This is a genomic window from Staphylococcus petrasii, from assembly GCF_002902565.1.
GTDB classification, from domain to species: domain Bacteria; phylum Bacillota; class Bacilli; order Staphylococcales; family Staphylococcaceae; genus Staphylococcus; species Staphylococcus petrasii.
This window is the reverse complement of record NZ_PPRC01000005.1, coordinates 23,448-46,247: the sequence shown is the minus strand read 5'-3', so window position 1 is coordinate 46,247 and position 22,800 is coordinate 23,448. Positions and strand designations below refer to the sequence as shown.

The window sequence follows — 22,800 nt, the reverse complement described above, 5'->3', positions numbered from 1 at the left end:
ATTAAAAGAAGCGGCGTCATCAAATATTTAATTTGATGGCGTCGCTTTAATTCTTTCAGGATGGCTATAGACATTAAAGTTGCCATCTCTTATAAAACCAATGGCTGTAATATTTAGATCATTAGCGAGTGTGATTGCTAACGTGGTAGGTGCCGACTTAGATAAGATCACACCTACACCAATTTTTGCTGCCTTAAGCAAAATTTCAGATGAGATACGACCGCTAAAGATAAGTACTTTATTTCTAACAGGAATATGACGTTGCAAACAGAACCCATAAAGTTTGTCTAACGCATTATGACGACCAATGTCTTGCCTATGCTCAAAGAATTCATTTCCATCACTGATGGCCGCATTGTGTAACCCACCAGTCTTCTTAAATAAGGTACTTGCACTTTGTAACGCGGTCATCATATTCAACACTTGCTTAGGAGTCAAAGTGATTTTAGACATAGATGTTTTAGCAACGGCTGCATCATTATGGAAGTAAAACTCACGACTTTTCCCACAACAAGAAGCAATCATACGTTTAGTAGAGTATTCAAATCGATCGCCCAAATCTTTCGTCAATTCTACATGCGCGAACCCTTTACTATCATCAATTTGCAAAGATTTTATTTCTTCTTTTTTGAAAATGGCGCCCTCAGAAGCTAAGAAACCGATGACTAACTCTTCCATATGAGTAGGGCTACAAATGACAGTCGCAAATTCAGAGCCATTAACCATAATAGTTAATGGGAACTCAGTAACATAACTATCTGTGGTTTCAAACAACTTGCCATCTTCATAGCGCATGATGGATTGTCCTTTTAAAACATCTTCATCCATTAATCTATCTCCTTTTTTAAATACTCATTACTATATTATAGCTTAAATAAAAATATTGAAATATATTTGTTCTTTGAAAATGTAAAATTAAGTATTTGAAAAAAATTATTATAAAAATATGTAATGTCACGATAATGTAACACAATTTAATTTAATTTGAAAAAAATTATTTTATCGTCTTCTAAACAAGTGAAAAAAGTGTATAATCGATTATATAACAAGGAGGTATTTATTAATGAATATTAAACATTTCTTGGCTGTCATTGCCACATTAGCTATTATTTTAGCGGGTTGTTCAAATTCAGGTGGTAGTGATGATAACAAAAAATCATCAGACTCAAGCAACAAAGATAGCGACAAAAAACAAGAACTTCGCATTTCTGCTGCAGCTAGTTTAGGTGACGTAAGTAAAGAATTAGAAAAAGAATTTAAAAAAGATCACAAAAATGTTGATGTTACATTTAACTATGGTGGTTCAGGTGCATTAAGACAACAAATTGAAAAAGGTGCGCCAGCGGATGTATTCATGTCTGCAAATACTAAAGACGTAGATGCATTGAAAAACAAAGACAAAGCTCACGATACATACAAATACGCACATAACAAACTTGTTTTAGTGGGCGATAAAAATAGTGATGACTCATCAGTAAAAGATTTAAAAGGTAATGAAAAATTAGCTATTGGTGAAGTTAAAACTGTACCAGCTGGTAAATATGCAAAACAATATCTTGACGATCAAGGTTTATACAACAGCGTTAAAGATAAATTAGTTTATGCAAAAGACGTTAAACAAGTATTAAATTATGTTGAAAAAGGCAACGCTCAAATGGGCTTTGTTTACAAAACTGATTTATACACTGACAACAAAAAAACTGACAAAGTAAACGAAATTAAAGAAGTAGACTTGAAAAAACCAATCACTTACGAAGCAGGTGCAACTTCAGATAAAAAACTTGCTAAAGAGTGGATGGATTTCTTAAAATCTGATAAAGCTAAAGACATCTTAAAAGATTATCACTTTGAAGTTTAAGGAGGTTTAACATGCCTGATATAACACCTTTTTGGATATCTATCAAAGTAGCCGTCATAAGTACAATTATAGTGTCAATACTAGGTATTTTTGTATCGCGACTACTTTATAAAAGGAAAGGGCATTTAACTAAACTCCTTGAAAGCTTTATTTTATTACCTATTGTTCTACCTCCAACGGTACTAGGGTTTATTTTGTTAATCATATTCTCTCCTAGAAGCATGGTAGGTAACTTTTTTACAAATGTACTACATCTTCCAGTAGTATTTACAATGACAGGTGCAGTAATTGCATCTGTCATTGTTAGTTTTCCGTTAATGTATCAACACACAATTCAAGGGTTTAGAGGTATCAATCCTAAAATGCTCAACACTGCACGTACAATGGGCGCGAGTGAGAATAAAATATTTTACCGTCTTATATTACCGTTATCCAAGCGTTCAATTATGGCAGGCGTAATGATGAGCTTTGCGCGTGCAATAGGTGAATTCGGAGCCACGCTTATGATAGCAGGATATATTCCTAACAAAACAAATACCTTACCATTAGAGATTTATTTCCTAGTTGATCAAGGAAGAGAAAATCAAGCGTGGTTATGGGTACTTGTGTTAGTAGCATTTTCAATAACAGTGATAGGGGTATTGAATTTTGCGAATAAAGATAAGTCACAGGAGGTGGAGTAGATGTTACGTCTTAAATTGCAATATCAATTAAAGAAGACATTTATTGATATCGATATCAACGATACGGTTCCTAAGATTTATGCGATAAGAGGACCTTCAGGTATCGGTAAAACCACTGTGCTAAATATGATTGCCGGTTTACGTAAACCAGATTATGCGTATATTAAAATCAATGATCGTCTGATTATGGACACCAAGAATAAAATCAATACGAAAATTCAAGATCGACGCATTGGCTATCTATTCCAAGATTATCAACTGTTTCCTAATATGACGGTTCAGAAAAATATTACATTTATGGCAAAGCCTTCAGTACATATTGATTATTTAGTGAAAACGTTAAATATTAAACATCTAATGAATCAGTATCCAGTCACATTGTCCGGAGGCGAATCTCAACGTGTGGCGTTAGCACGTACTTTAAGTACTAAGCCAGATTTAATTTTGTTAGATGAACCTTTTTCAAGTTTAGATGAAAACACTAGAGACGAAGGTATTAAACTAATAAAACGTATTTTTAAAGAATGGAAAATACCAATCATCTTTGTAACCCATTCAAACTTTGAAGCAGAAGTACTAGCAGATCGAATCGTCAAAATCGGATAATAAATGAAATCATACGACAACTAATTGATTTAAAATTATTATTGAATATAAGCGTTCATATATTTACATTGAATAGTAGTTCTAAAATGGATAGTGGAACGTAGTTGAGCGACGCCTGAGAGGGTGTTAGAGTTATTGATAAAGGTAAGTGTTCATACACTTACGTAAGTAGTTCTAAGATAGATTACGAAGTGTAGTTGTGAAGACTCCTAGGGGAGCAGTGCTAGTCGAAGACTACAGGCTGAGACAGCACCCCTGGAAAGCGCAACAACTTAAACGAGTAAACATCTATCTAAGAACTACTTTACAAGACCGTGGCTCGACTCAGCCTCCTAGGCAAGCGTCTCAACCTAAGTGGAATAAAAATCCATTTAAGAACAACTTTATCATTAGGCTAAGAGCACCTTTTTGAAAAAAAGGTGCTCTATTAGTTATAATAATATTAATTGACTTTAAAATTAGAGAGGATAAATCAATGACTCAAGCACGGTATTCGAGACAAATCTTATTTAAACATATTGGAGAAACAGGGCAAGAGAAGATTAGTCATAAACATGTATTAATTATAGGAATGGGTGCATTAGGTACACACGTTGCTGAAGGTTTAGTTCGTGCAGGTGTTAAAGCTTTAACCATTGTTGATAGAGATTACATTGAATTTAGTAATTTACAACGTCAAACCCTTTTCACTGAAAAAGATGCTGAAGATATGCTACCTAAAGTAGTGGCTGCTAAAAACCACCTTACCCAAATCAACTCGGATATTCATATTAATGCCTATATTCAACATGTAGATTATTATTTTTTAGATACGCATGCTAAGGATATCGATTTAATTATAGATGCGACAGATAACTTTGATACACGTCAGTTAATTAATGATTATGCTTATAAGACGAATATCCCGTGGATTTATGGTGGAGTAGTACAAAGTACGTATGCCCAAGCAACCTTTATTCCTGGACAAACACCATGTTTTAATTGTGTGATGCCACAGTTACCATCGATTAATTTAACATGCGATACCGTGGGTGTGATTCAACCTGCCGTAACTATGACGACAAGTTTTCAACTTCGAGATGCGCTTAAGTTATTAACTGGTAATGAAATACCAACAAAGCTAACGTATGGTGATATTTGGGATGCTAGTCATTACACTATTGGATTTAGTCGAATGCACCGGGAAGATTGTCCTACTTGCGGAAGTAAACCAACTTTTCCGTATTTAAATCAAAATCATACATTATATGCTACATTATGTGGTAGAGATACAGTACAGTATGAAAATCCAGATATTACTCAAGATATGATAGTGACATTTCTTAATGATCATAACTTGAAATATAAATCCAATCAGTACATGGTAATGTTTGAGTTTAAAGGACATCGATTTGTAAGCTTTCAAGGTGGACGCATACTTGTTCACGGCACAACCACGACGTCAGAGGCTATCAATTTAATTAACCAATTATTTGGATAAAGGAGTGTTTAAGATGCATCAACATGAACATGAAAAAGTAGAAAGAAATATTCGTTGCGCAGTTTTAACAATTTCAGATACACGTGATAAGGAAAGTGATAAAGGCGGTCAATTAGTCCAATCTTTATTACACGATATGAATGTAGAAGTAGATGAGGATCATTACACTATTGTGAAAGATAATAAAGAAGACATTCAATCTCAAATTGACAGTTGGTTGGCTTCTGACATTGATGTCATTATCACTACTGGTGGTACAGGTATCTCTCAAAAAGATATTACAATAGAAGCAATACGCCCATTACTAGATAAAGAAATTGAAGGCTTTGGCGAATTGTTTAGATACTTAAGTTATACAGAAGATGTAGGTACGAAATCACTTCTATCAAGAGCGATTGCTGGTACTGTAATGAATAAATTAATCTTTACACTTCCAGGTTCAACTGGTGCAGTTAGACTAGCAATTGAGAAATTGATTAAACCTGAATTAAATCATATGGTGTATGAATTGAATAAATAATAAAAAAGTCATGAGCGAGTAAAAATGATAGGTTTCCCTAATTTAATTACAAGCTCATGACTATTATAATTAAAAAGAATTTAACGTTGATAATCTCCTGATTTGCCACCAGACTTAGACTCAAGGTATGTTTCACCAATAATCATACCTTTATCGACTGCTTTCGTCATATCATAAACTGTTAAAGCAGTGGCTGAAGCTGCCGTTAATGCTTCCATTTCAACGCCAGTTTTACCAGTAGTAGAGACGATGGCTGTTATGTTTAATGTGTAAGTATGATCCTCATTATCTTGCCATGAGAAGTTGACATCTATACCAGTTAAAGGTAGTGGGTGGCACATTGGAATAATAGTGGCTGTATTTTTAGCAGCCATAATACCTGCAATTTGTGCGGTATTTAAAACGTTACCTTTATTATTTGTATTATCAATGATTTGTTGATAAATAGTGTGATTAACTGTAATGCTTGAATGGGCTTGTGCAGTACGCTTTGTAATGTTTTTATCTGAAACGTCTACCATTTTAGCATTACCTTGTTCGTTAATATGCGTGAATTCTGACATAATAACCCTCCTAGTAGGGTTAGTATATCATGAATTTTATTATTTTATGGAGATGAGAAGAATGGCTGTAGAAAAAAGAAATCCAATACCTGTAAAAGAAGCAATTCATCGAGTAGTAACGCAAGATATTTTTACGAAGCATACTACTGTGAATTTAGAAGATAGTTTAGGTCATATATTATCTGAAGATATCGTGGCAACTTATGATATTCCACGTTTCAATAAATCACCTTATGATGGCTTTGCGATTAGAAGTGAAGATTCAGCAGGGGCTTATTCTGAGAACCGTAAACAATTTAAAGTAATTGATCATATTGGTGCAGGTTCTGTTTCTGAAAAAACATTAGGCCAAAATGAAGCTGTACGTATTATGACAGGTGCACAACTTCCTGAAGGCGCTGATGCAGTAGTGATGTTCGAACAAACGGTTGAAGATGGTGATACATTTACTATTCGTAAACCTTTTGAAGCATATGAAAATGTTTCGCTTAAAGGTGAAGAGACAACAACTGGTGATGTTGTACTGAAAAAAGGACAAGTGATTAATCCAGGAGCTATAGCTGTATTAGCTACTTATGGTTATACTGAAGTACCTGTTACTCAAAAACCTAGCGTAGCAATTATAGCAACTGGAAGTGAATTGTTAGATGTACATGAAGAGTTACAACCAGGTAAAATTCGTAATTCTAATGGGCCAATGATTCAAGCATTAGCAGAAAAATTTGGCTTAAAAGTTGAGAATTATAAAATTCAACAAGATGATTTACAAAGTAGTATAGAAGTTGTCAAAGATGCGATGGCCACACATGATATTGTTATTACAACTGGTGGCGTGTCAGTAGGAGATTTCGATTACTTACCTGAAATATACAAAGCTGTAGATGCAGAAGTATTATTCAATAAAGTAGGAATGCGTCCTGGTAGTGTGACTACTGTTGCTGTAGCGAATGGCCAATATTTATTTGGTTTATCAGGTAATCCGTCTGCTTGTTTCACTGGTTTTGAACTTTTCGTGAAACCAGCTGTACAACATATGATGGGTGCTACAGCTTATTATCCACAAGTTGTTAAAGCAACTTTAATGGAAGACTTTTCAAAAGCTAATCCATTTACTCGTTTTATTCGTGCACATGCCTCTTTCTCTCACAGTGGTGCGACAGTTGTGCCATCAGGATTTAATAAGTCAGGTGCAGTAGTAGCGATTGCGCATAGTAATGCAATGATAATGTTGCCAGGAGGAACACGTGGATTTAAAGCGGGACACACAGTCGATGTAATTCTAACTGAATCAAATGTGTTCGAAGAGGAAATGACTTTATGATTCTTCAAATAGTAGGTTTTAAAAATTCTGGCAAAACAACGCTCATGCAACAAACGATAAAATTTTTAAAATCTCATGGCTATACTGTAGCTACTATTAAACATCATGGACATCAAGGTGAAGATATTGCTTTGCAAGACGCCAAAGTGGACCATATGAAACATTTTGAAGCGGGTGCAGATCAAAGTATCGTTCAAGGTACTGAGTATCAACAAACAGTTACACGTGCGCATAAACAAAACCTTACTCAAATTATTGACGAATCTGTTACAATAAGTTGTAATATCATTTTAGTTGAAGGTTTTAAAAATGAAGACTTTGACAAAGTGATTGTGTATCGTAACCAAGAAGAACTTGATGAATTATCAAATTTAAGTCGCGTGCGTTATCGTTATCATTTTCAAGAAGAGAATGCACTCGAACATTACGAAGAATGGTTACTAGATTGGATTAAACAAAAGGACTGACATATATAATGAAACAATTTGAAGTCGTTACTGAGCCAATTGAAACTGAACAGTATCGAGACTTTACTTTAAACGAACACCAAGGTGCAGTTGTAGTCTTTACAGGACATGTACGTGAATGGACGAAAGGTGTTAAAACAGAATACCTTGAATATGAAGCGTATGTACCTATGGCAGAGAAGAAACTTGCGCAAATTGGTGATGAGATAAATGAGCGCTGGCCTGGGACGATTACTACGATAGTGCATCGCATTGGACCGCTTCAAATTTCTGATATCGCAGTGCTTATCGCGGTATCATCCCCTCATCGTAAAGATGCGTATCGAGCAAATGAATATGCGATTGAACGTATTAAAGAAGTCGTGCCAATTTGGAAAAAAGAAATTTGGGAAGATGGCGCCGAATGGCAAGGCCATCAACGTGGTAGTCACGAAGAAGCAACTAAAGGAGATGTCTAACGTGAAGGTGTTATACTTCGCAGAGATTAAAGAGATATTACAGACTGACTCTGAAATGATAGATAGTAATGAGGAGCTTAGCGTAGAACACTTTGAACAAATGTTATTTGAACGTCACCCCTCTATTAAAGATAAAAAATTTCAAGTTGCAGTCAACGAAGAATTTGTAAAAAAAGAGGATATCATACAGCCAACTGATGTTGTGGCGTTGATTCCACCAGTTAGCGGGGGTTAATAGGGAATGAAAGCAATTATATTAGCAGGCGGTCATTCAGAACGTTTCGGCAAAGCGAAAGCCTTTGCTGAAATTGATGGCCAAATGTTCTATCAACGTATTATTCATGTGCTTGAAGAAACGAACATGTTTAATGAAATTATTATTAGCACGAATGATCAGCTTGCTAACCAATTTAAACACGACAACATTATTGTCGATGATTCAGAAGAGAAAGATAAAGGTCCACTTGCAGGTATCTATACCGTAATGAAAGAGTATAGTGATGAAGAATTATTCTTCGTCGTATCTGTAGATACACCGATGATTACTGGGAAAGCAATTAGCGCGTTATATCAATTTATGGTGTCTAAATTAATTGAAGATCAAATTGATATTGCTGCTTTCTCTGAAAATGAAAAAATTATACCAACTATCGCATTCTATAGTCCAGATATCTTAAATATTATGGAACAAGCATTGAAGTCAGATGATTATAGCTTACGACATGTCTATCAACAGGTGAATATTAAGACGTTAGACGTTGGTGAAATCAACTCACCTGACTATTGGTATAAAAACATTAACTATCAACATGACTTGGACACTTTAAAACAACAAATAAATTATTAAGGAGGTCCGTGTTATGGTAGCTCAAATTAAGGATAAACTAGGACGACCTATTCGAGATTTGCGTATATCAGTAACTGATCGTTGTAATTTCAGATGTGATTACTGTATGCCGAAAGAAATCTTTGGTGATGACTTCGTATTCTTACCGAAAGATGAATTATTAACATTCGAGGAAATGGTCAGAATCGCTAAAGTTTATGCTGAATTGGGTGTGAAGAAATTACGTATTACCGGTGGAGAGCCGTTGCTAAGACGCAATTTATATCAGTTAATTGAAGAACTTACGCGTATCGATGGCATTGAAGATATTGGGATGACGACGAATGGCTTATTATTAAAGAAACATGGTCAAAAGCTTTACGATGCTGGATTACGTCGTATTAATGTGAGTTTAGATGCGATTGATGATGAAGTCTTCCAAGCTATTAATAATCGTAATATTAAAGCCTCTACAATATTAGACCAAATTGATTATGCAGTGTCGATTGGTTTCCACGTTAAAGTAAATGTGGTTATCCAAAAAGGTATTAATGATGATCAAATTCTCCCAATGATTGAGTATTTCAAAGATAAAGATATTGAAATTAGATTCATAGAATTTATGGATGTTGGTAACGATAACGGTTGGGACTTTAGTAAAGTAGTTACTAAAGATGAAATGCTAGAAATGATTGAAGAACAATTTGATATTGAACCAGTGCCTCCAAAATATTATGGAGAAGTGGCTAAATATTATAGACACAAAGATAACGGCGCGAAATTTGGACTCATTACAAGTGTTTCAGCGTCTTTCTGTTCTACTTGTACACGAGCGCGTCTCTCTTCAGACGGGAAATTTTACGGCTGTTTATTCAGTACAGTAGAAGGATTTAATATTAAATCATTTATTCGCTCAGGCGTTACAGACGATGAATTAAGAGAACAATTAATTAGCTTATGGAATGTACGTGATGATCGTTATTCAGATGAACGAACAGAACAAACGGTGAAGAACCGTCAACGTAAAAAAATTAATATGAATTATATCGGTGGCTAAATACTAGGCTATAGCAATATGGTTAATCAATATCAATTGCTATAGCTTTTTTTATTTGTTATGAATAAGGACGGTTTTGCTATCAGTTAGTTAGATGGAAAAAATATGGTTAAAGTATAGAATGTATGAGTAGAGAAGACCTCATGAAAAACAAGTTTTATATTAAATAAGTAATGATATTAAAATAAAATTTGTAATAGATTAAATTGTACATATGTTATATAATTAAATTAAGCAATTTTAATTATATAATGCATTTACTACAACAGAGAATCAACATTGGAGGCATTTTTATGGATAACAAAGTACAACGTTTTATAGCAGCTGAAAGAGAACTAAGTCAATTGAAACATTGGTTAAAATCATCATACAAAATTTCAATTGAAGAATTTGTCGTACTTTTTAAAGTTTACGAGGGTAAAAAAATTAGTGGTAAAGAATTACGTGATACACTGCATTTTGAAATGTTATGGGATACAAGTAAAATTGATGTGATTATCCGTAAGATTTATAAAAAAGAACTTATTTCTAAATTACGTTCTGAAACAGATGAAAGACAAGTCTTTTATTTCTTTAATGCTAAGCAACAACAATTATTAGACAAAATGAAAAGTGAAATTGAAGTAATTGGTATTGCTAACTAATAATATATCATTAAAAAACCGCAGTGACGTTAACTCAATAGCGTCATTGCGGTTTCTTTATAAACTCTAATATGTTGTACCTTTAACTTTACGTCCGTGTACGAAGAAGTAAAGGATAGCACATAATACGGCTACTACGGCCATAATAATATAAACTTGAGTATATGTGATTGAATTAGTGAATAAACCTAATAATGAAGGTCCGAATCCAATACCAATATCTAAACCAATGAAGTAAGTAGAAGTAGCAATACCATACTTACTTGAAGGTGAAACTTTAATAGCAATTGCTTGCATTGAAGATGATAAGTTACCATATCCAACACCTAAGAAGACACCTGAAAGTAATAACATCCAACTGCTATGACTCATTACTAATAAAACGAATGAAATGACTAATGCAACAAATGCTGGGTAAACTACCACATTTTCATTCTTAGCATCAATTAAACGACCAGCAATTGGGCGAGTAATTAATGAAGCAATGGCATAACATATAAAGAAATAACTAGACGCTTCTACTAAGTGACGTTGCTCAGCAAAGAACTTTAAGAACGTTAAAATTGAAGCATAGTTTAAACCGATAACCATCATCACAATTGCTACAGGTACGGCTTCTTTAGCCACAAAGTTATGGATGCTGAAGCCTGAAGCTTTCGCGATTTTTTTATCTGTATCATTGCCAGTAGGGTTGAAGTCAATTTTAATGAATAGCGAAATAAGTAAGCTAATTACCCCAAGGATAACGCAGATAATAAATAATAGGTTAATTGAAAAAGATTTGATTAATAAAATTCCGAAAAACGGACCGATTGCTGTTCCTAATACTAAACTTAAAGAAAATAGGCTAATACCTTCACTTTTACGTGCTACAGGGGTAACGTGTGCAGCAATTGTACCCGTTGCTGTGGTAGCTACTGCAGTCGCAATACCATTAATTAAACGCACGAACATAAGGAAGCCAATTGATCCTGGAATGAAATAAAGTAATTGCGTAATAATTAAGAAGATAAGCCCCGTAATTAATATTTTTTTAGGACCAAATTTGTTTACATACTTCCCAGTAGCAAAACGTCCAATTAATGAGCCTACGATAAAGAGACCTACAACTAGACCTGAAAGACTGTCTGAAGCATGAAACGATGTTTTACTATAATCGGCAATAATGACAAGTAGTAAATACATACATAAATACACGAAGAAATTAATCACGAAGTTAACAGTGAAACTCTTCGTAAAGATAGGTTGCTTTAAATCTTGAACTTGATTCATTCTTTCTCTTCTTCCTCCTCAGATAATGTTTGGTGTAACTTAGACATAGTTGAAATAACATGTTCTAAATCTTCAATAGTTAGATCTGATTTTTCAAGCAAATGATTTTGAATAGGGGTTACTCGATTATTTACATCTTCAAATAATTTTTGGCCTTTGTTAGATAGATTTAAAATCTTCTCTCGTTTATCTTGACCTGGTGTAATAGTGAGTAATTCTTTTTCAGATAATGCTTTAATAATCTTTCGAGTGGTAGGTTTTTCAATAAAACGACGCTTAGAAATTTGAACTAATATAGTGGGCGCGCTATTGGCTATATCTCTTAGTACTAACCACTGACCTGTATGTAAATCAAATTCATCTAATATAGGTTGCGTACGTTTAACATAAGGACGATAAATACCGATGAAACTATTAAAGAATTCATTTGTAAGCATAAAATAACTCCTTTTAAAAAAGGTTAGCAAAGCTAACTATTTTCGAACGACAAAAAATATTATATGACGAAACTGTGAAATTTGCAATAGCAAGATAAATGGAAGTAATCTCATCTACATTTTGATAAAATGAAATTGAATTGAAATTTAATAAAAGGGGAACAACCGATGGAATTGAGATTTGACCATATTATTCATTATGTCGATCAGTTAAATAACTTTAAATATCCTGGTAACATTTTGAAATTAAGTGCTGGAGGAAAGCATCATAAGTTTGGCACATTTAATCGTTTAGCATATATTAATGAAAATTACATTGAATTATTAGATGTAGAAGATGTTGAAAAGTTAAAAAAAGAAGCTAAAACAGAAGAAGGTCGTGTGGCGTTTGCTACGAAGATTGTACATGACCATTTTCAACAAGGCTTTAAAACAATGGCATTTAGAACATCAGATATGGCAGCATTACAACAAACGCTTCATGAACATAATATAGAGACGATTGGCCCTATTGAAATGCATCGAGAAAATAAAAAAGGGGATAAAACAGGTTGGAAATTATTATATATTGCTGACCCTGATTACATGGTTAAGCCACCATTTTTTATAGAGTGGGATGATAATGAGGAAGAGCGCAATGAAAAGCTAGACCATCTATATCAAAAACAATTTACAATCGACCGTATTATTATTCATAGTTCTAAGCGTTCTAAGACACTATCTAAATGGCAAAAATGGTTTAAAATGCGCATTATTGATGAAGGTGAAGATTACACAGACTTACAACTTACAGATGATAATATTATTTATCGTGTTCAAGATGGTCCGACGTCTGGCTATCAAACGGTCGTCTTTAAAGATAAAGAAGCGACTGCGCCTTATTCTATTATTGTGAAAGGCGCTAAATATCGCTTCGAACCAGTTGATTGATATTTAATATAAATAAACATAAGTGCTATGTGCGATTAAGGCGATATGCACTAATACTAATATTAATGACAGAATGCTTAAAATTGTCGACACACGTGTCGTTCTAAGTAATAGAAATAGCACGGTTAACACTAAACTTAAGCCAACAAACATGACTCTTAAACTAAAGTAGGCAATTGAAAGCGGTTGGCTTATCGTGATTATAATAGCAATGAGATTAATAATGATAAAGATAGATAATAATATATTTCTCAATGTTCATTACCTCTTTTATATAAAAAATTGGAAATTTTAATTTTAAAGTCTATATAGTATAGCAGATTTTAGAGAATTTAAATAATCTCAAACTTCAATAGTATGTTTGTCGACACTCACTATTGTAGACTGTATAATGATAATTAATGTGAAAATAAAGGAGTTTTTTATAGCATGGAAAAGATGAATATCACTAATCAAGAACATGACGCATTTGTAAAAAACCATCCTAACGGCGATTTATTACAACTTACGAAATGGGCAGAAACAAAACGTTTAACTGGATGGTATTCAAAACGCGTTGCCGTTGGAGAAAATGGTGAGATTAAAGGTGTAGCTCAATTATTATTTAAAAAAATACCGAAATTACCGTTTACATTATGCTATGTATCCCGTGGATTTGTAACGGATTATAGTAACAAAGCTGCACTTGAAACACTTTTAGAAGAAACAAAAAAAGTCGCTAAAGCTGAAAAAGCATATGCTATTAAAATCGATCCAGATGTTGAAGTGGAACATGGAACGGAAGCACTTAAAAACTTAAGAGCATTAGGCTTTAAACATAAAGGCTTTAAAGAAGGCTTATCAAAAGATTACATTCAACCGCGTATGACAATGATTACACCTATTGATAAAACAGATGATGAAATCTTTAAAAGTTATGAACGTCGTAACCGTTCAAAAGTACGTCTAGCTTTAAAACGTGGTACTAAAGTAGAACATTCAGATCGTGAAGGTTTAAAAACATTTGCCAATTTAATGAAGATTACTGGTGAACGTGATGGCTTCTTGACACGTGATATTAGTTACTTTGAAAATATTTATGATTCATTACATGAAGATGGCGACGCTGAATTATTCTTAGTTAAATTAGAACCTAAACCAGTGTTAGAACAAATTAATAAAGATTTAGCTGAACAAGAAGCGGAAAAAGAAAAACTTCAAACTAAATTAGAAAATAAACCGGATGATAAGAAAACAGCAAATAAACTTAATGATGTTGAGAATAAAATATCTAAATCAACAGAATTAAAAAATGATATGGAAGACTTAAAACAAAAACATCCAGAAGGCGTATACTTATCAGGTGCTTTACTTATGTTCGCAGGTAAAAAATCATATTACTTATATGGTGCCTCTTCAAATGATTACCGCGACTTTTTACCAAACCATCATATGCAATATGAAATGATGCGTTATGCAAGAGAACATGGTGCGACAACATATGATTTCGGTGGTACTGATAATAATCCACCTAAAGGTTCAGAACACTATGGATTATGGGTATTTAAAAAAGTATGGGGGACTTATTTAAGTGAAAAAATTGGCGAGTTTGACTATGTATTAAATCAACCGCTTTATCAGTTAATTGAACAAGTTAAACCTAGATTAACTAAGGCTAAAATTAAGCTTTCTCGCAAATTAAGACGTAAATAAAGATAACAGTATTCAAGTAATGACATCTGAACGGTTCTATAATGACAGAGGCGTTCAGATTTTTTTAGATAAAATGATAAACTCAATTTAAGCTATGAGTTTTTAAAACGTTTAGGGAAGTGACGCAATGATTAAGAAAATGCTTCAATTCTCATTAGGTAATAAATTCGCTATCTTCTTAATGGTAGTATTGGTTATTTTAGGTGGCGTTTATTCGAGTGCGAAATTGAAACTTGAATTATTACCTGATGTTGAAAATCCAGTGATATCTGTGCAAACAACAATGCCTGGAGCTACACCACAGACCACACAAGATGAAATAAGTTCAAAGATAGATAAACAAGTAAGGTCTTTGGCTTATGTTAAAAGTGTTAAAACGCAATCTATTCAAAATGCTTCGATTGTAAGTGTGGAATATGAGAATAATACTGATATGGATAAAGCTGAAGAAGTCTTGAAAAAAGAAATTGATAAAATCGACTTCAAAGATGGGATTAGTGAACCAGAATTAACACGAAATTCAATGGATGCATTCCCAATTGTCGCTTATTCATTTACAAATAGTAAAAATGATTTGAAAAAAACGACAAAAGAAATTAATGAACAATTAATTCCTAAACTACAAACTGTAGATGGGGTGCAAAATGCACAATTAAATGGTCAAACAACGCGTCAAGTTACAATAAAATTTAAGCAAGATAAACTTGATGAAGCAGGATTAACTGCCGACGATGTTGAGAATTATATTAAAACAGCTACTCGTGAAACACCACTTGGTTTATTCCAATTTGGTAATAATGAAAAATCATTAGTTGTTGACGGACAATTTAAATCCGTTGATGCCTTAAAAGATTTAAAAATACCACTTACTATAGGGGGACAAGGTCAATCAAGTAGTGGAGATAGTGATTCTGATAGTAAGAGCATGAGTAGTACTGGAGATGATGCTTCTACTTCAAGTAGTGGTCAAAAATCTCAAAATAGTTCAATGTCAATGGGCGCTAATGGGGAGATGCCAAGCGTACCATTAAAAGATCTTGCTAAAGTCACTGTGGGAGATGAACGCTCATCTATTTCTAAAACGAATGGTAAAGATGCAGTTAACGTTCAAGTGATGAAAGCACAAGATGCCAATACAGTCCAAGTCGCTCGCGAAACTCAGAAGAAAATTGATGAGTTTGTAAAAAATAATAGTGATATTAAAGCCACTAAAACGATGGACACTGCTAAACCAATACAAGATTCACTATATACAATGGTTGAAAAAGCAGCATTAGGTACTATAGTAGCAATTATCGTTATCCTATTATTCTTAAGAAATATTAAAACAACAGCGATTTCTATTGTTTCGATTCCATTATCTATTTTAATTGCATTAATTGCTTTGAAATTAAGTAACGTATCGTTAAACATTTTAACGTTAGGTGCGTTAACTATCGCAATTGGACGTGTAATCGATGACTCCATTGTAGTAGTAGAAAATATTTATCGACGATTATCTGACCCAGATGAACCATTAAAAGGCGATAATTTAGTAATTAGTGCCACACGTGAAGTGTTTAAACCTATTTTATCTTCTACTATCGTGACAATCATTGTATTCTTACCACTTGCCTTTGTATCTGGTTCAGTGGGTGAGATGTTTAGACCATTTGCGTTAGCGATTGCTTTCAGTCTATTAGCATCATTATTAGTTTCTATTACCGTTGTGCCGGCGTTGGCTTCTACATTTTTCAAAAAAGGAATTAAAACAAAACAACGTCCGTCTAGTACGAATGAGACTAAAAGTCTTGGTGCGATTAGTAGAGGCTACCGACGTATATTAAGTTGGTCATTAAATCACAAATGGATTGTTATTATTATCAGTTTAGTGATATTAGTTGGAAGTGTCGTGCTCGGTGGTGCAAAATTAGGTACAAGTTTCATTTCAGCAGGGGAAGATAAATTCTTAGCTGTAACGTATACACCTAAACCTGGTGAAACGAAAGAAGCAGTACTTGATCACGCTAAAGAAGCACAAAAATACTTACAAAGTAAGAATAAAGTTAAAACTGTGCAGTATTCAGTAGGAGGACCTTCTCCAGCAGATCCAACAGGCAGTACAAATAGTATGGCCATTATGGTGGAATACGACAAAGATACGCCTAACTTCGATGAAGAACCTGACAAAGTCGTTTCGCATTTAGCGAAGATGAAGGACCCAGGAGAATGGAAAAATCTAGATATGGGTACGGGTGCTGGTAACAACTCAATAGAAGTAACAGTCAAAGGACCATCACCTGAGGCAATTAAAGGTACTATTGCTAAAGTTGAGGATAAAATGAAATCTGTCGATGGCATAGCAAATGTGAAATCAGATTTATCTCAAACTTACGATCAATATGAGATTAAAGTTGATCAAAATAAAGCGACAGATAAAGGTATTTCAGCTGGACAGTTAGCATTAAACTTAAATGAAAACTTACCAGAGAAAACAATTACCACTGTTAAAGAAGACGGTAATAAAGTAGATGTTAAAGTAAAACAAAATAAACAAACAGACTGGTCACGCGATAAAATCAATAATATTGAATTACAATCGCCAACTGGTGAAAAAGTGAAATTAAAAGATATTGCTAAACTTGAACATACGACAACACCGAGTCAGCTTAACCAAGAAGATGGTGATTATTCAACTACTGTTTCAGGTAAAGTTATCGCTTCAGACGTAGGTGGTACATCAAGTAAAGTTATGCAAAAAGTGGATAAAATCGATAAACCAGATAATGTGAAGATTAATGTTGGCGGTGCGACGGATGATATTAATCAAGCTATGAGTCAATTAGCCTTTGCGATGTTAGTTGCTATCGTGATTGTTTACTTAGTATTAGTTATTACATTCAAAGGCGGTTTAGCGCCATTTACAATCTTATTCTCATTACCATTTACGGTTATTGGTGTCGTGCTTGCATTACTTATTACAGGCGAAACGATTTCTGTGCCAAGTTTAATTGGTATGTTAATGTTGATTGGTATCGTAGTAACCAATGCTATCGTATTGATTGATAGGGTCATTACGAATGAGAAACAAGGTATGCCAATGAAAGAGGCATTACTCGAAGCGGGTGGCACACGTATTAGACCTATCTTAATGACAGCGATTGCTACAATCGGTGCATTATTACCGCTTCTATTCGGTCAAGATAGTTCAATCCTTATTTCTAAAGGTATGGCAGCTACAGTTATTGGTGGTTTAGTATCATCTACATTACTTACATTAATTGTAGTACCAGTCATTTATGAAATTCTATTTACTTTGAAAAATAAATTAACACGTAGATAAATAAAAAATAGAGAGGGCGGCGCCTGTTCTTGAAACAGGTGCACACCCTCTCTTTTTTGATATGAAAATTGTAATGTAGTTTAATCCTTAATACATTACGAAAGTTAAAATAATGTATATTACGAATAATATTAAAGATAAAATATTTAGAATTGAAACACCTTTGTGATCATTCTTTAAGGCTTTGAATGCAGTAACTTCCACATTACCTACTAGAAGAACTAGAACGACGAAGACCCACCAATTCTCTGTAGGGAATTTTAAAGTAGTAATGGCCACTACAAACAATAATAAAATGCCCATAATAATTCTTAAAATACGTGTAAATACAGAGTGCATTTTAAAAATAGTGATGTAACTAACGATAAGATATAATATAGGTAATAAAAGTAGGTAAAGTTTCACCTGATAACATCCTTTCTATCATGACTAATATCATAGCATTCTGCTATCTTTCTGACTAGAGGCTTCTACCTCTTATTTCTGACGTAATTTTGAACGAATGTTAGCAATTTCTTTCTCGATATCTTCTAATTGTTTCAATAAAGGGTCTATATTTTGATTTAATGATTCACGTTTCTCTAAATCATTCTGTAAACGCGTGTAATCATATTTAAGTTCAGCTAATTGAGATTCGAAATCCATGATGTTTGGCACTCCTTTTTATGTTTGGCATTATAATTTAGTTGAATTATAGCATGAACAAGACACTTCTAAAAATTATGTAAATTGTGTTACAGTTATTAACTGTAATAAGACAGTAAATGAGAAAGAAGGAATTGATGTGACAGAGCAATTTGTAATGATCATTTTATTAATTGCATTAGGATATCTCTTGAAGAGAATTAACTTCTTAAAAGCAGCAGACAGTCAAGTACTTTCCACACTCGTTTTAAATGTCACATTACCTTCTTTAGTTATCGTTAATCTAAATAGTGCTGATTTAGATTTTTCATTTTCAATTCTACCGATTATGATGATTGTTTATGGTGTAATTGCCAAGTTAATCGTTATCACGCTATTTAGGAAATATGATAACCATATTAAGGGTTCAGTAGGGATGATGACAGCTTCATTAAATATTGGTTTATTTGCCTATCCATTAGTTAATACAATTTGGCCGAAGGACGGCATGGTTTATTTCGGTATGGCGGATATAGGCGGTGCCATTATCATGTTTGGTGTTACGTACTTTGTAGGAAGTTATTTTAGTGAAGGTGCCGACCAATTCAATTTTAAATTTTTAGGGAAAAAGTTAATTTCCTCAGTGCCACTAGTAACATATATCGTCATGTTTATCTTGAATATGTCTAATATTCACTTACCACACGTAGCTATTGATTTCTTTACTATTATTTCAAAAGCTAACATGCCACTATCAATGATTTTACTAGGCGTGATGCTTAACTTTAAAATTGAACGTCACTTCTTACCAATTGCAATCAAATACTTAGTCGCACATTACGGCTTAGGTTTATTCGCCGGTCTAATGGTACACTATTTCTTACCAGTATCAGATGACATGATCAAAACGACGTTACTTATCGCTTGGTTATTACCAGTAGGGGTAGCTATTATTCCGTATTCTATCCAATTTAAATATAAGACGCTGCCACTTATAGGTATGGTAACCAATATTTCCATTGTAATAAGTATTATTATTTTATATGTATATCAAGCATTATTTGTATAATGAATTGATTTAGTATGGAAAAAGCAAGCAACTCACGGATTGAGTTGCTTGCTTTTTTAATAAGTATGAAACTTTCTTATGAATGATGTTGGACTCTATAGTGAATTGGACACGTAAGTATTTGATTATCCTTTTCCACCCATAAAGGCAGGATAATTTGTCATTCCACCATCCACGTAAATTGTTGTACCGTGAATATAGCTTGCCATGTCAGAAGCTAAGAATAACGCTACATTTGAAATATCTTGTGCTTCACCAATTTCTTTAGCTGGAATCATTTCTAACGTTTCAGCTCGAGTTTCAGGATCAGAGAATTTCTCTTTCGTATGTTCAGTGACAATTGCGCCTGGTGAAATGTTATTAATACGAATTCCATATTGCGCATATTCCATAGACATTGTTTCCATCATTAATTTTAAGCCGCCTTTACTTGCAGCGTAGTTAACATAGTTTGGCCATGGAATTGTATCATGTACGCTTGATGTATTAATGATGACACCTTTTTTATCTTCTTTTAAGAATTGATTAACCGCTTCACGTGAACCAATGAAAGCACCTGTTAAATTAATATCGATCACTTTTTGCCATTCATCTAATGACATTTTATGAGAAGGGATAGGTTTCTCAAAGCCAGCATTATTAATCATGATGTCTAACGTACCAAATTCTTTAACAGCTGATTGAACTAAATTTTTAACGTCATCTTCCACAGCAACATCGCCTTGAACAGCAATCGCTTGGCCACCAGCATTAGTAATTGTATTTTTTAGTTCTTCAATCTCATCTAAGTGACGATCAGAGCGATAATTTAATACAACTTTTGCTTTTGCTTGACCGAAATTTTCAGCAAAAGATTTACCGATACCACTACCGGCACCTGTAATAACCACTACTTTGTTTTCTAAATCTGGAAACATCTTAATTCCTCCTTAATGAAATTGAGTTATTTTAAGTTACCTAAGATAACTGCAGCAATGATGATTAATACGATACCTGACCAAATACCAATCATTTGGCGTTTATCTTTTTTCTCACCTAAAAGGAAGATACCACCAAGTGTAGAAACAATAACAAGTAATTGTGATAATGAGAAACTTGTAGCTACACCGACTTTAGGTTGTGAATAGAACATAAATAAGTTACCGACTGCCCAAACAATACCAGGGATAAGGTTCAATGCAGTTGATTTGATGTTTGTTTCGTGTTTCATTGATAGTAAGAAACCACCAATAGCCATACCAATTGATTGGAAGAATAAAGCATCCGTACCGCTAACACCGAAGATATCTCCAATAACTACATAACCGACATAGCCAATTGTAGAGATGATTAAAATCATCATCGCTTTTTTAAATTCAGGGTCATTAGATTTTCTTTCGTTTTTAGCTTTTAAAGAAGTTAATGCGATACCAGTAACAAGTAATACCATAGCGATAAGTCCCATTGTTACTTGAGTCCCTGTACTCCATTCTCCTAAGAAAATGGCACTAAATAATGTTGTACCTACTAATTGCATCCCTGTTGAAATAGGCATCGTTTTAGATACACCAATAAGTTGTACAGAACGTAATTGGTTACCTTGACCAAATGCCCAAAGCGCACCAGAAATTAAACCGACAATAATAACAGTCATGTTATCGAATTCAGCTTTACCGCATAGCAGTAATATAATCCCAACGATTAAGGTACCTAGCGTTGTACCACGAATTTGGTTGTAAGGTCCGCCACCAACGAACACATTGATTAAAACAACGCTCCCCCAAAATAGCGCTGGTAATAATGCGATTAAGAAATCTATAAATTGCATTATTCACTCACTCTCCTTATACATTTATTACAGTGTTCCTTTCTTATAACACATGAAATTAGTGTATCTGAAATTATATTACGTGAGAATTGAATTGCTCACGAATACCAAACTTTTGAAAATAAAAAATGCCTACGATTTCGAATTTTTGAAAAATCGTAGACATACGTTATTCATTTTATTGTAAATGAGGAGTTGAAGATAGGTATTTATATTTCTTATATTCCGTATCTATTTCAAAACCTAATTCATTAAAGCGTTCCACTAAAGTCGCATTTTTACTGCGAATTTTAAAATAGACTTTCTCTAATTCATAGTTGTTAAATGCATAATCAATAGCAAAGGATAGTAAATCGAAGGCAATACCCATCAAACGATAATCGGTGTGCGAACTAAAATAACGAATTTCGGCGACAGAAGTTTGAGGGAAGACTTGTAAATATAAGTAACCTTTCAATAATCCTTCACTAACAAATAAGAATAGATGATTATTTTCATCAAGGGAATTTACAATTTCTTGAGCTGAAAGTACGCTATGTTTAAATGTCTGTTGATGTAATTTAGTAAAAGCACGTTGGAAACCTGGTTGATATTCAATAATATTTTGGAGATGATCAGACTGTTGTATAGGTGACGCTACATTGAGATAATAATCGGTAAAATTATAACTCGCATCTATATCCTTCATTAACGGTTTAGAAGTTTGAACGCATTCATTATATGAAAAGTTAAACACAGCCTCATTATCTTGAGAATCACGAAGTGCATTAAATAATAAGTGATAGTCACTTTGACTAAATGATACTTCAGAGTTTACGAATGGTCCTACTACCTTAAATTTATTCTCTTCATACTCAATAGCGGTAATTAAAGCATTGATAATATCATTTTCACTTAGTGAGTATATACCGGGAGATGTAAGGGATTGTTCCAATAAATCTTTCATTTCATCTTGATTAGTAGGTAATTTGTATATATAAGAGGCAAATTCGTTTGACGATGTTTCTAAAAAAGACAGAATTTGGTTTAAATCGCTTAATTTAACTATATCCATAGCGTACCTCCATTTCGGTCTGAATTTCTACATTAATTATAAATTCATTTACATTTAAATGAAAGTTATGTCCATTGCTTTACATGTTACAATTAGAGACATATGAATAA

General features: G+C 33.6%; 26 protein-coding genes. 16 read left to right on the top strand and 10 right to left on the bottom strand.

Features of this window, described 5'->3' with window-relative positions:
* Positions 1 to 27: 27 nt before the first annotated feature.
* On the bottom strand, positions 28 to 828 hold the full coding sequence (gene fdhD, locus CD127_RS00915; protein ID WP_103298876.1) for a formate dehydrogenase accessory sulfurtransferase FdhD: 801 nt from the start codon (positions 826 to 828) through the stop codon (positions 28 to 30).
* A gap of 235 nt (positions 829 to 1,063) precedes the next feature.
* Between fdhD and modA the strand changes: the two genes are divergently transcribed.
* The 5 genes from modA (at position 1,064) to CD127_RS00885 (ending at position 5,147) form a co-directional block, all read left to right on the top strand.
* The gene (modA, locus tag CD127_RS00910; protein ID WP_103365408.1) at positions 1,064 to 1,858 is read left to right on the top strand and encodes a molybdate ABC transporter substrate-binding protein; all 795 of its coding nucleotides are present in this window, start codon (positions 1,064 to 1,066) and stop codon (positions 1,856 to 1,858) included.
* A gap of 11 nt (positions 1,859 to 1,869) precedes the next feature.
* On the top strand, positions 1,870 to 2,541 hold the full coding sequence (gene modB / locus CD127_RS00905; protein ID WP_103365407.1) for a molybdate ABC transporter permease subunit: 672 nt from the start codon (positions 1,870 to 1,872) through the stop codon (positions 2,539 to 2,541).
* The gene (locus CD127_RS00900; RefSeq protein WP_103298879.1) at positions 2,542 to 3,147 is read left to right on the top strand and encodes an ATP-binding cassette domain-containing protein; all 606 of its coding nucleotides are present in this window, start codon (positions 2,542 to 2,544) and stop codon (positions 3,145 to 3,147) included. It abuts the gene before it with no gap.
* A gap of 475 nt (positions 3,148 to 3,622) precedes the next feature.
* Positions 3,623 to 4,627 (top strand): ThiF family adenylyltransferase, encoded by a 1,005-nt coding sequence (locus tag CD127_RS00890; RefSeq protein ID WP_103365405.1) that lies wholly within the window; start codon positions 3,623 to 3,625, stop codon positions 4,625 to 4,627.
* A 13-nt stretch (positions 4,628 to 4,640) separates the two neighbouring features.
* Complete coding sequence (locus tag CD127_RS00885) at positions 4,641 to 5,147, top strand: MogA/MoaB family molybdenum cofactor biosynthesis protein (RefSeq protein ID WP_103365404.1); 507 nt, start codon at positions 4,641 to 4,643, stop codon at positions 5,145 to 5,147.
* A gap of 80 nt (positions 5,148 to 5,227) precedes the next feature.
* Here the strand turns inward: CD127_RS00885 and moaC are convergent, their stop codons facing one another.
* Positions 5,228 to 5,710, bottom strand: coding sequence for a cyclic pyranopterin monophosphate synthase MoaC (gene moaC / locus CD127_RS00880; RefSeq protein ID WP_103365403.1), 483 nt, complete (start codon positions 5,708 to 5,710; stop codon positions 5,228 to 5,230).
* A 61-nt stretch (positions 5,711 to 5,771) separates the two neighbouring features.
* Between moaC and CD127_RS00875 the strand changes: the two genes are divergently transcribed.
* The 7 genes from CD127_RS00875 (at position 5,772) to CD127_RS00845 (ending at position 10,483) form a co-directional block, all read left to right on the top strand.
* Entirely contained in the window at positions 5,772 to 7,031 is a 1,260-nt protein-coding gene (locus tag CD127_RS00875; RefSeq protein ID WP_103298883.1) for a molybdopterin molybdotransferase MoeA, read from the top strand.
* Positions 7,028 to 7,498 carry a molybdopterin-guanine dinucleotide biosynthesis protein B gene (mobB, locus tag CD127_RS00870; RefSeq protein ID WP_103365402.1) on the top strand — a complete coding sequence of 157 codons (471 nt, stop codon included), beginning with the start codon at positions 7,028 to 7,030 and terminating at the stop codon, positions 7,496 to 7,498. The genes CD127_RS00875 and mobB overlap by 4 nt, the downstream gene beginning before the upstream one ends.
* An 8-nt stretch (positions 7,499 to 7,506) precedes the next feature.
* Entirely contained in the window at positions 7,507 to 7,956 is a 450-nt protein-coding gene (locus CD127_RS00865) for a molybdenum cofactor biosynthesis protein MoaE (RefSeq protein ID WP_103298885.1), read from the top strand.
* 1 nt (position 7,957) lies between these two features.
* Positions 7,958 to 8,191, top strand: coding sequence for a molybdopterin converting factor subunit 1 (moaD, locus tag CD127_RS00860; protein ID WP_103298886.1), 234 nt, complete (start codon positions 7,958 to 7,960; stop codon positions 8,189 to 8,191).
* 6 nt (positions 8,192 to 8,197) lie between these two features.
* Positions 8,198 to 8,803: a molybdenum cofactor guanylyltransferase MobA gene (gene mobA / locus CD127_RS00855; RefSeq protein WP_103365401.1), complete on the top strand. Its 606-nt coding sequence runs from the start codon at positions 8,198 to 8,200 to the stop codon at positions 8,801 to 8,803.
* Between the two features lie 13 nt (positions 8,804 to 8,816).
* On the top strand, positions 8,817 to 9,839 hold the full coding sequence (gene moaA, locus CD127_RS00850) for a GTP 3',8-cyclase MoaA (protein WP_103298888.1): 1,023 nt from the start codon (positions 8,817 to 8,819) through the stop codon (positions 9,837 to 9,839).
* Positions 9,840 to 10,132: 293 nt separating this feature from the next.
* Complete coding sequence (locus CD127_RS00845) at positions 10,133 to 10,483, top strand: SarA family transcriptional regulator (RefSeq protein WP_103365400.1); 351 nt, start codon at positions 10,133 to 10,135, stop codon at positions 10,481 to 10,483.
* A 66-nt stretch (positions 10,484 to 10,549) separates the two neighbouring features.
* Here the strand turns inward: CD127_RS00845 and CD127_RS00840 are convergent, their stop codons facing one another.
* Both CD127_RS00840 and CD127_RS00835 read right to left on the bottom strand, forming a co-directional pair.
* Complete coding sequence (locus CD127_RS00840; RefSeq protein WP_103365399.1) at positions 10,550 to 11,755, bottom strand: MFS transporter; 1,206 nt, start codon at positions 11,753 to 11,755, stop codon at positions 10,550 to 10,552.
* Positions 11,752 to 12,192: a MarR family winged helix-turn-helix transcriptional regulator gene (locus CD127_RS00835; RefSeq protein ID WP_103365398.1), complete on the bottom strand. Its 441-nt coding sequence runs from the start codon at positions 12,190 to 12,192 to the stop codon at positions 11,752 to 11,754. The genes CD127_RS00840 and CD127_RS00835 overlap by 4 nt, the downstream gene beginning before the upstream one ends.
* 168 nt (positions 12,193 to 12,360) lie before the next feature.
* Here CD127_RS00835 and CD127_RS00830 point away from each other — a divergent pair, with 168 nt between their 5' ends.
* Complete coding sequence (locus CD127_RS00830; RefSeq protein WP_103298892.1) at positions 12,361 to 13,122, top strand: VOC family protein; 762 nt, start codon at positions 12,361 to 12,363, stop codon at positions 13,120 to 13,122.
* Positions 13,123 to 13,125: 3 nt separating this feature from the next.
* Here CD127_RS00830 and CD127_RS00825 read toward each other — a convergent pair whose 3' ends face one another.
* Complete coding sequence (locus tag CD127_RS00825) at positions 13,126 to 13,377, bottom strand: hypothetical protein (RefSeq protein ID WP_103365397.1); 252 nt, start codon at positions 13,375 to 13,377, stop codon at positions 13,126 to 13,128.
* A 174-nt stretch (positions 13,378 to 13,551) separates the two neighbouring features.
* Between CD127_RS00825 and CD127_RS00820 the strand changes: the two genes are divergently transcribed.
* Together CD127_RS00820 and CD127_RS00815 are read left to right on the top strand one after the other, a co-directional pair.
* Entirely contained in the window at positions 13,552 to 14,814 is a 1,263-nt protein-coding gene (locus CD127_RS00820; protein ID WP_103365396.1) for a lipid II:glycine glycyltransferase FemX, read from the top strand.
* A 127-nt stretch (positions 14,815 to 14,941) separates the two neighbouring features.
* A complete protein-coding gene (locus tag CD127_RS00815; RefSeq protein ID WP_103365395.1) occupies positions 14,942 to 18,136 on the top strand; it encodes an efflux RND transporter permease subunit in 3,195 nt (1,064 codons plus the stop codon).
* Between the two features lie 87 nt (positions 18,137 to 18,223).
* Here CD127_RS00815 and mspA read toward each other — a convergent pair whose 3' ends face one another.
* Positions 18,224 to 18,541: a membrane stabilizing protein MspA gene (gene mspA, locus CD127_RS00810; RefSeq protein WP_103365394.1), complete on the bottom strand. Its 318-nt coding sequence runs from the start codon at positions 18,539 to 18,541 to the stop codon at positions 18,224 to 18,226.
* Between the two features lie 72 nt (positions 18,542 to 18,613).
* The gene (locus CD127_RS00805; RefSeq protein ID WP_103365393.1) at positions 18,614 to 18,781 is read right to left on the bottom strand and encodes an SE1832 family protein; all 168 of its coding nucleotides are present in this window, start codon (positions 18,779 to 18,781) and stop codon (positions 18,614 to 18,616) included.
* Between the two features lie 139 nt (positions 18,782 to 18,920).
* Between CD127_RS00805 and CD127_RS00800 the strand changes: the two genes are divergently transcribed.
* Positions 18,921 to 19,829 carry an AEC family transporter gene (locus CD127_RS00800; protein WP_103298897.1) on the top strand — a complete coding sequence of 303 codons (909 nt, stop codon included), beginning with the start codon at positions 18,921 to 18,923 and terminating at the stop codon, positions 19,827 to 19,829.
* Between the two features lie 125 nt (positions 19,830 to 19,954).
* Here CD127_RS00800 and CD127_RS00795 read toward each other — a convergent pair whose 3' ends face one another.
* From CD127_RS00795 to CD127_RS00785, 3 genes are all read right to left on the bottom strand, one after another.
* On the bottom strand, positions 19,955 to 20,746 hold the full coding sequence (locus CD127_RS00795) for a glucose 1-dehydrogenase (RefSeq protein ID WP_103365392.1): 792 nt from the start codon (positions 20,744 to 20,746) through the stop codon (positions 19,955 to 19,957).
* Positions 20,747 to 20,772: 26 nt separating this feature from the next.
* Positions 20,773 to 21,636, bottom strand: a complete 864-nt coding sequence (locus CD127_RS00790) for a GRP family sugar transporter (protein WP_103297678.1) — start codon at positions 21,634 to 21,636, stop codon at positions 20,773 to 20,775.
* 178 nt (positions 21,637 to 21,814) lie between these two features.
* A complete protein-coding gene (locus tag CD127_RS00785; RefSeq protein WP_103365391.1) occupies positions 21,815 to 22,690 on the bottom strand; it encodes a GNAT family N-acetyltransferase in 876 nt (291 codons plus the stop codon).
* Between the last annotated feature and the right edge of the window lie 110 nt (positions 22,691 to 22,800).

Bases quoted from the DNA above. Each gene is read 5' to 3' on its own strand.
- fdhD (WP_103298876.1), bottom strand. From the start codon at position 828: ATGGATGAAGATGTTTTAAAAGGACAATCCATCATGCGCTATGAAGAT.
- modA (WP_103365408.1), top strand. From the start codon at position 1,064: ATGAATATTAAACATTTCTTGGCTGTCATTGCCACATTAGCTATTATT.
- modB (WP_103365407.1), top strand. From the start codon at position 1,870: ATGCCTGATATAACACCTTTTTGGATATCTATCAAAGTAGCCGTCATA.
- CD127_RS00900 (WP_103298879.1), top strand. From the start codon at position 2,542: ATGTTACGTCTTAAATTGCAATATCAATTAAAGAAGACATTTATTGAT.
- CD127_RS00890 (WP_103365405.1), top strand. From the start codon at position 3,623: ATGACTCAAGCACGGTATTCGAGACAAATCTTATTTAAACATATTGGA.
- CD127_RS00885 (WP_103365404.1), top strand. From the start codon at position 4,641: ATGCATCAACATGAACATGAAAAAGTAGAAAGAAATATTCGTTGCGCA.
- moaC (WP_103365403.1), bottom strand. From the start codon at position 5,710: ATGTCAGAATTCACGCATATTAACGAACAAGGTAATGCTAAAATGGTA.
- CD127_RS00875 (WP_103298883.1), top strand. From the start codon at position 5,772: ATGGCTGTAGAAAAAAGAAATCCAATACCTGTAAAAGAAGCAATTCAT.
- mobB (WP_103365402.1), top strand. From the start codon at position 7,028: ATGATTCTTCAAATAGTAGGTTTTAAAAATTCTGGCAAAACAACGCTC.
- CD127_RS00865 (WP_103298885.1), top strand. From the start codon at position 7,507: ATGAAACAATTTGAAGTCGTTACTGAGCCAATTGAAACTGAACAGTAT.
- mobA (WP_103365401.1), top strand. From the start codon at position 8,198: ATGAAAGCAATTATATTAGCAGGCGGTCATTCAGAACGTTTCGGCAAA.
- moaA (WP_103298888.1), top strand. From the start codon at position 8,817: ATGGTAGCTCAAATTAAGGATAAACTAGGACGACCTATTCGAGATTTG.
- CD127_RS00845 (WP_103365400.1), top strand. From the start codon at position 10,133: ATGGATAACAAAGTACAACGTTTTATAGCAGCTGAAAGAGAACTAAGT.
- CD127_RS00840 (WP_103365399.1), bottom strand. From the start codon at position 11,755: ATGAATCAAGTTCAAGATTTAAAGCAACCTATCTTTACGAAGAGTTTC.
- CD127_RS00835 (WP_103365398.1), bottom strand. From the start codon at position 12,192: ATGCTTACAAATGAATTCTTTAATAGTTTCATCGGTATTTATCGTCCT.
- CD127_RS00830 (WP_103298892.1), top strand. From the start codon at position 12,361: ATGGAATTGAGATTTGACCATATTATTCATTATGTCGATCAGTTAAAT.
- CD127_RS00820 (WP_103365396.1), top strand. From the start codon at position 13,552: ATGGAAAAGATGAATATCACTAATCAAGAACATGACGCATTTGTAAAA.
- CD127_RS00815 (WP_103365395.1), top strand. From the start codon at position 14,942: ATGATTAAGAAAATGCTTCAATTCTCATTAGGTAATAAATTCGCTATC.
- CD127_RS00805 (WP_103365393.1), bottom strand. From the start codon at position 18,781: ATGGATTTCGAATCTCAATTAGCTGAACTTAAATATGATTACACGCGT.
- CD127_RS00795 (WP_103365392.1), bottom strand. From the start codon at position 20,746: ATGTTTCCAGATTTAGAAAACAAAGTAGTGGTTATTACAGGTGCCGGT.
- CD127_RS00790 (WP_103297678.1), bottom strand. From the start codon at position 21,636: ATGCAATTTATAGATTTCTTAATCGCATTATTACCAGCGCTATTTTGG.
- CD127_RS00785 (WP_103365391.1), bottom strand. From the start codon at position 22,690: ATGGATATAGTTAAATTAAGCGATTTAAACCAAATTCTGTCTTTTTTA.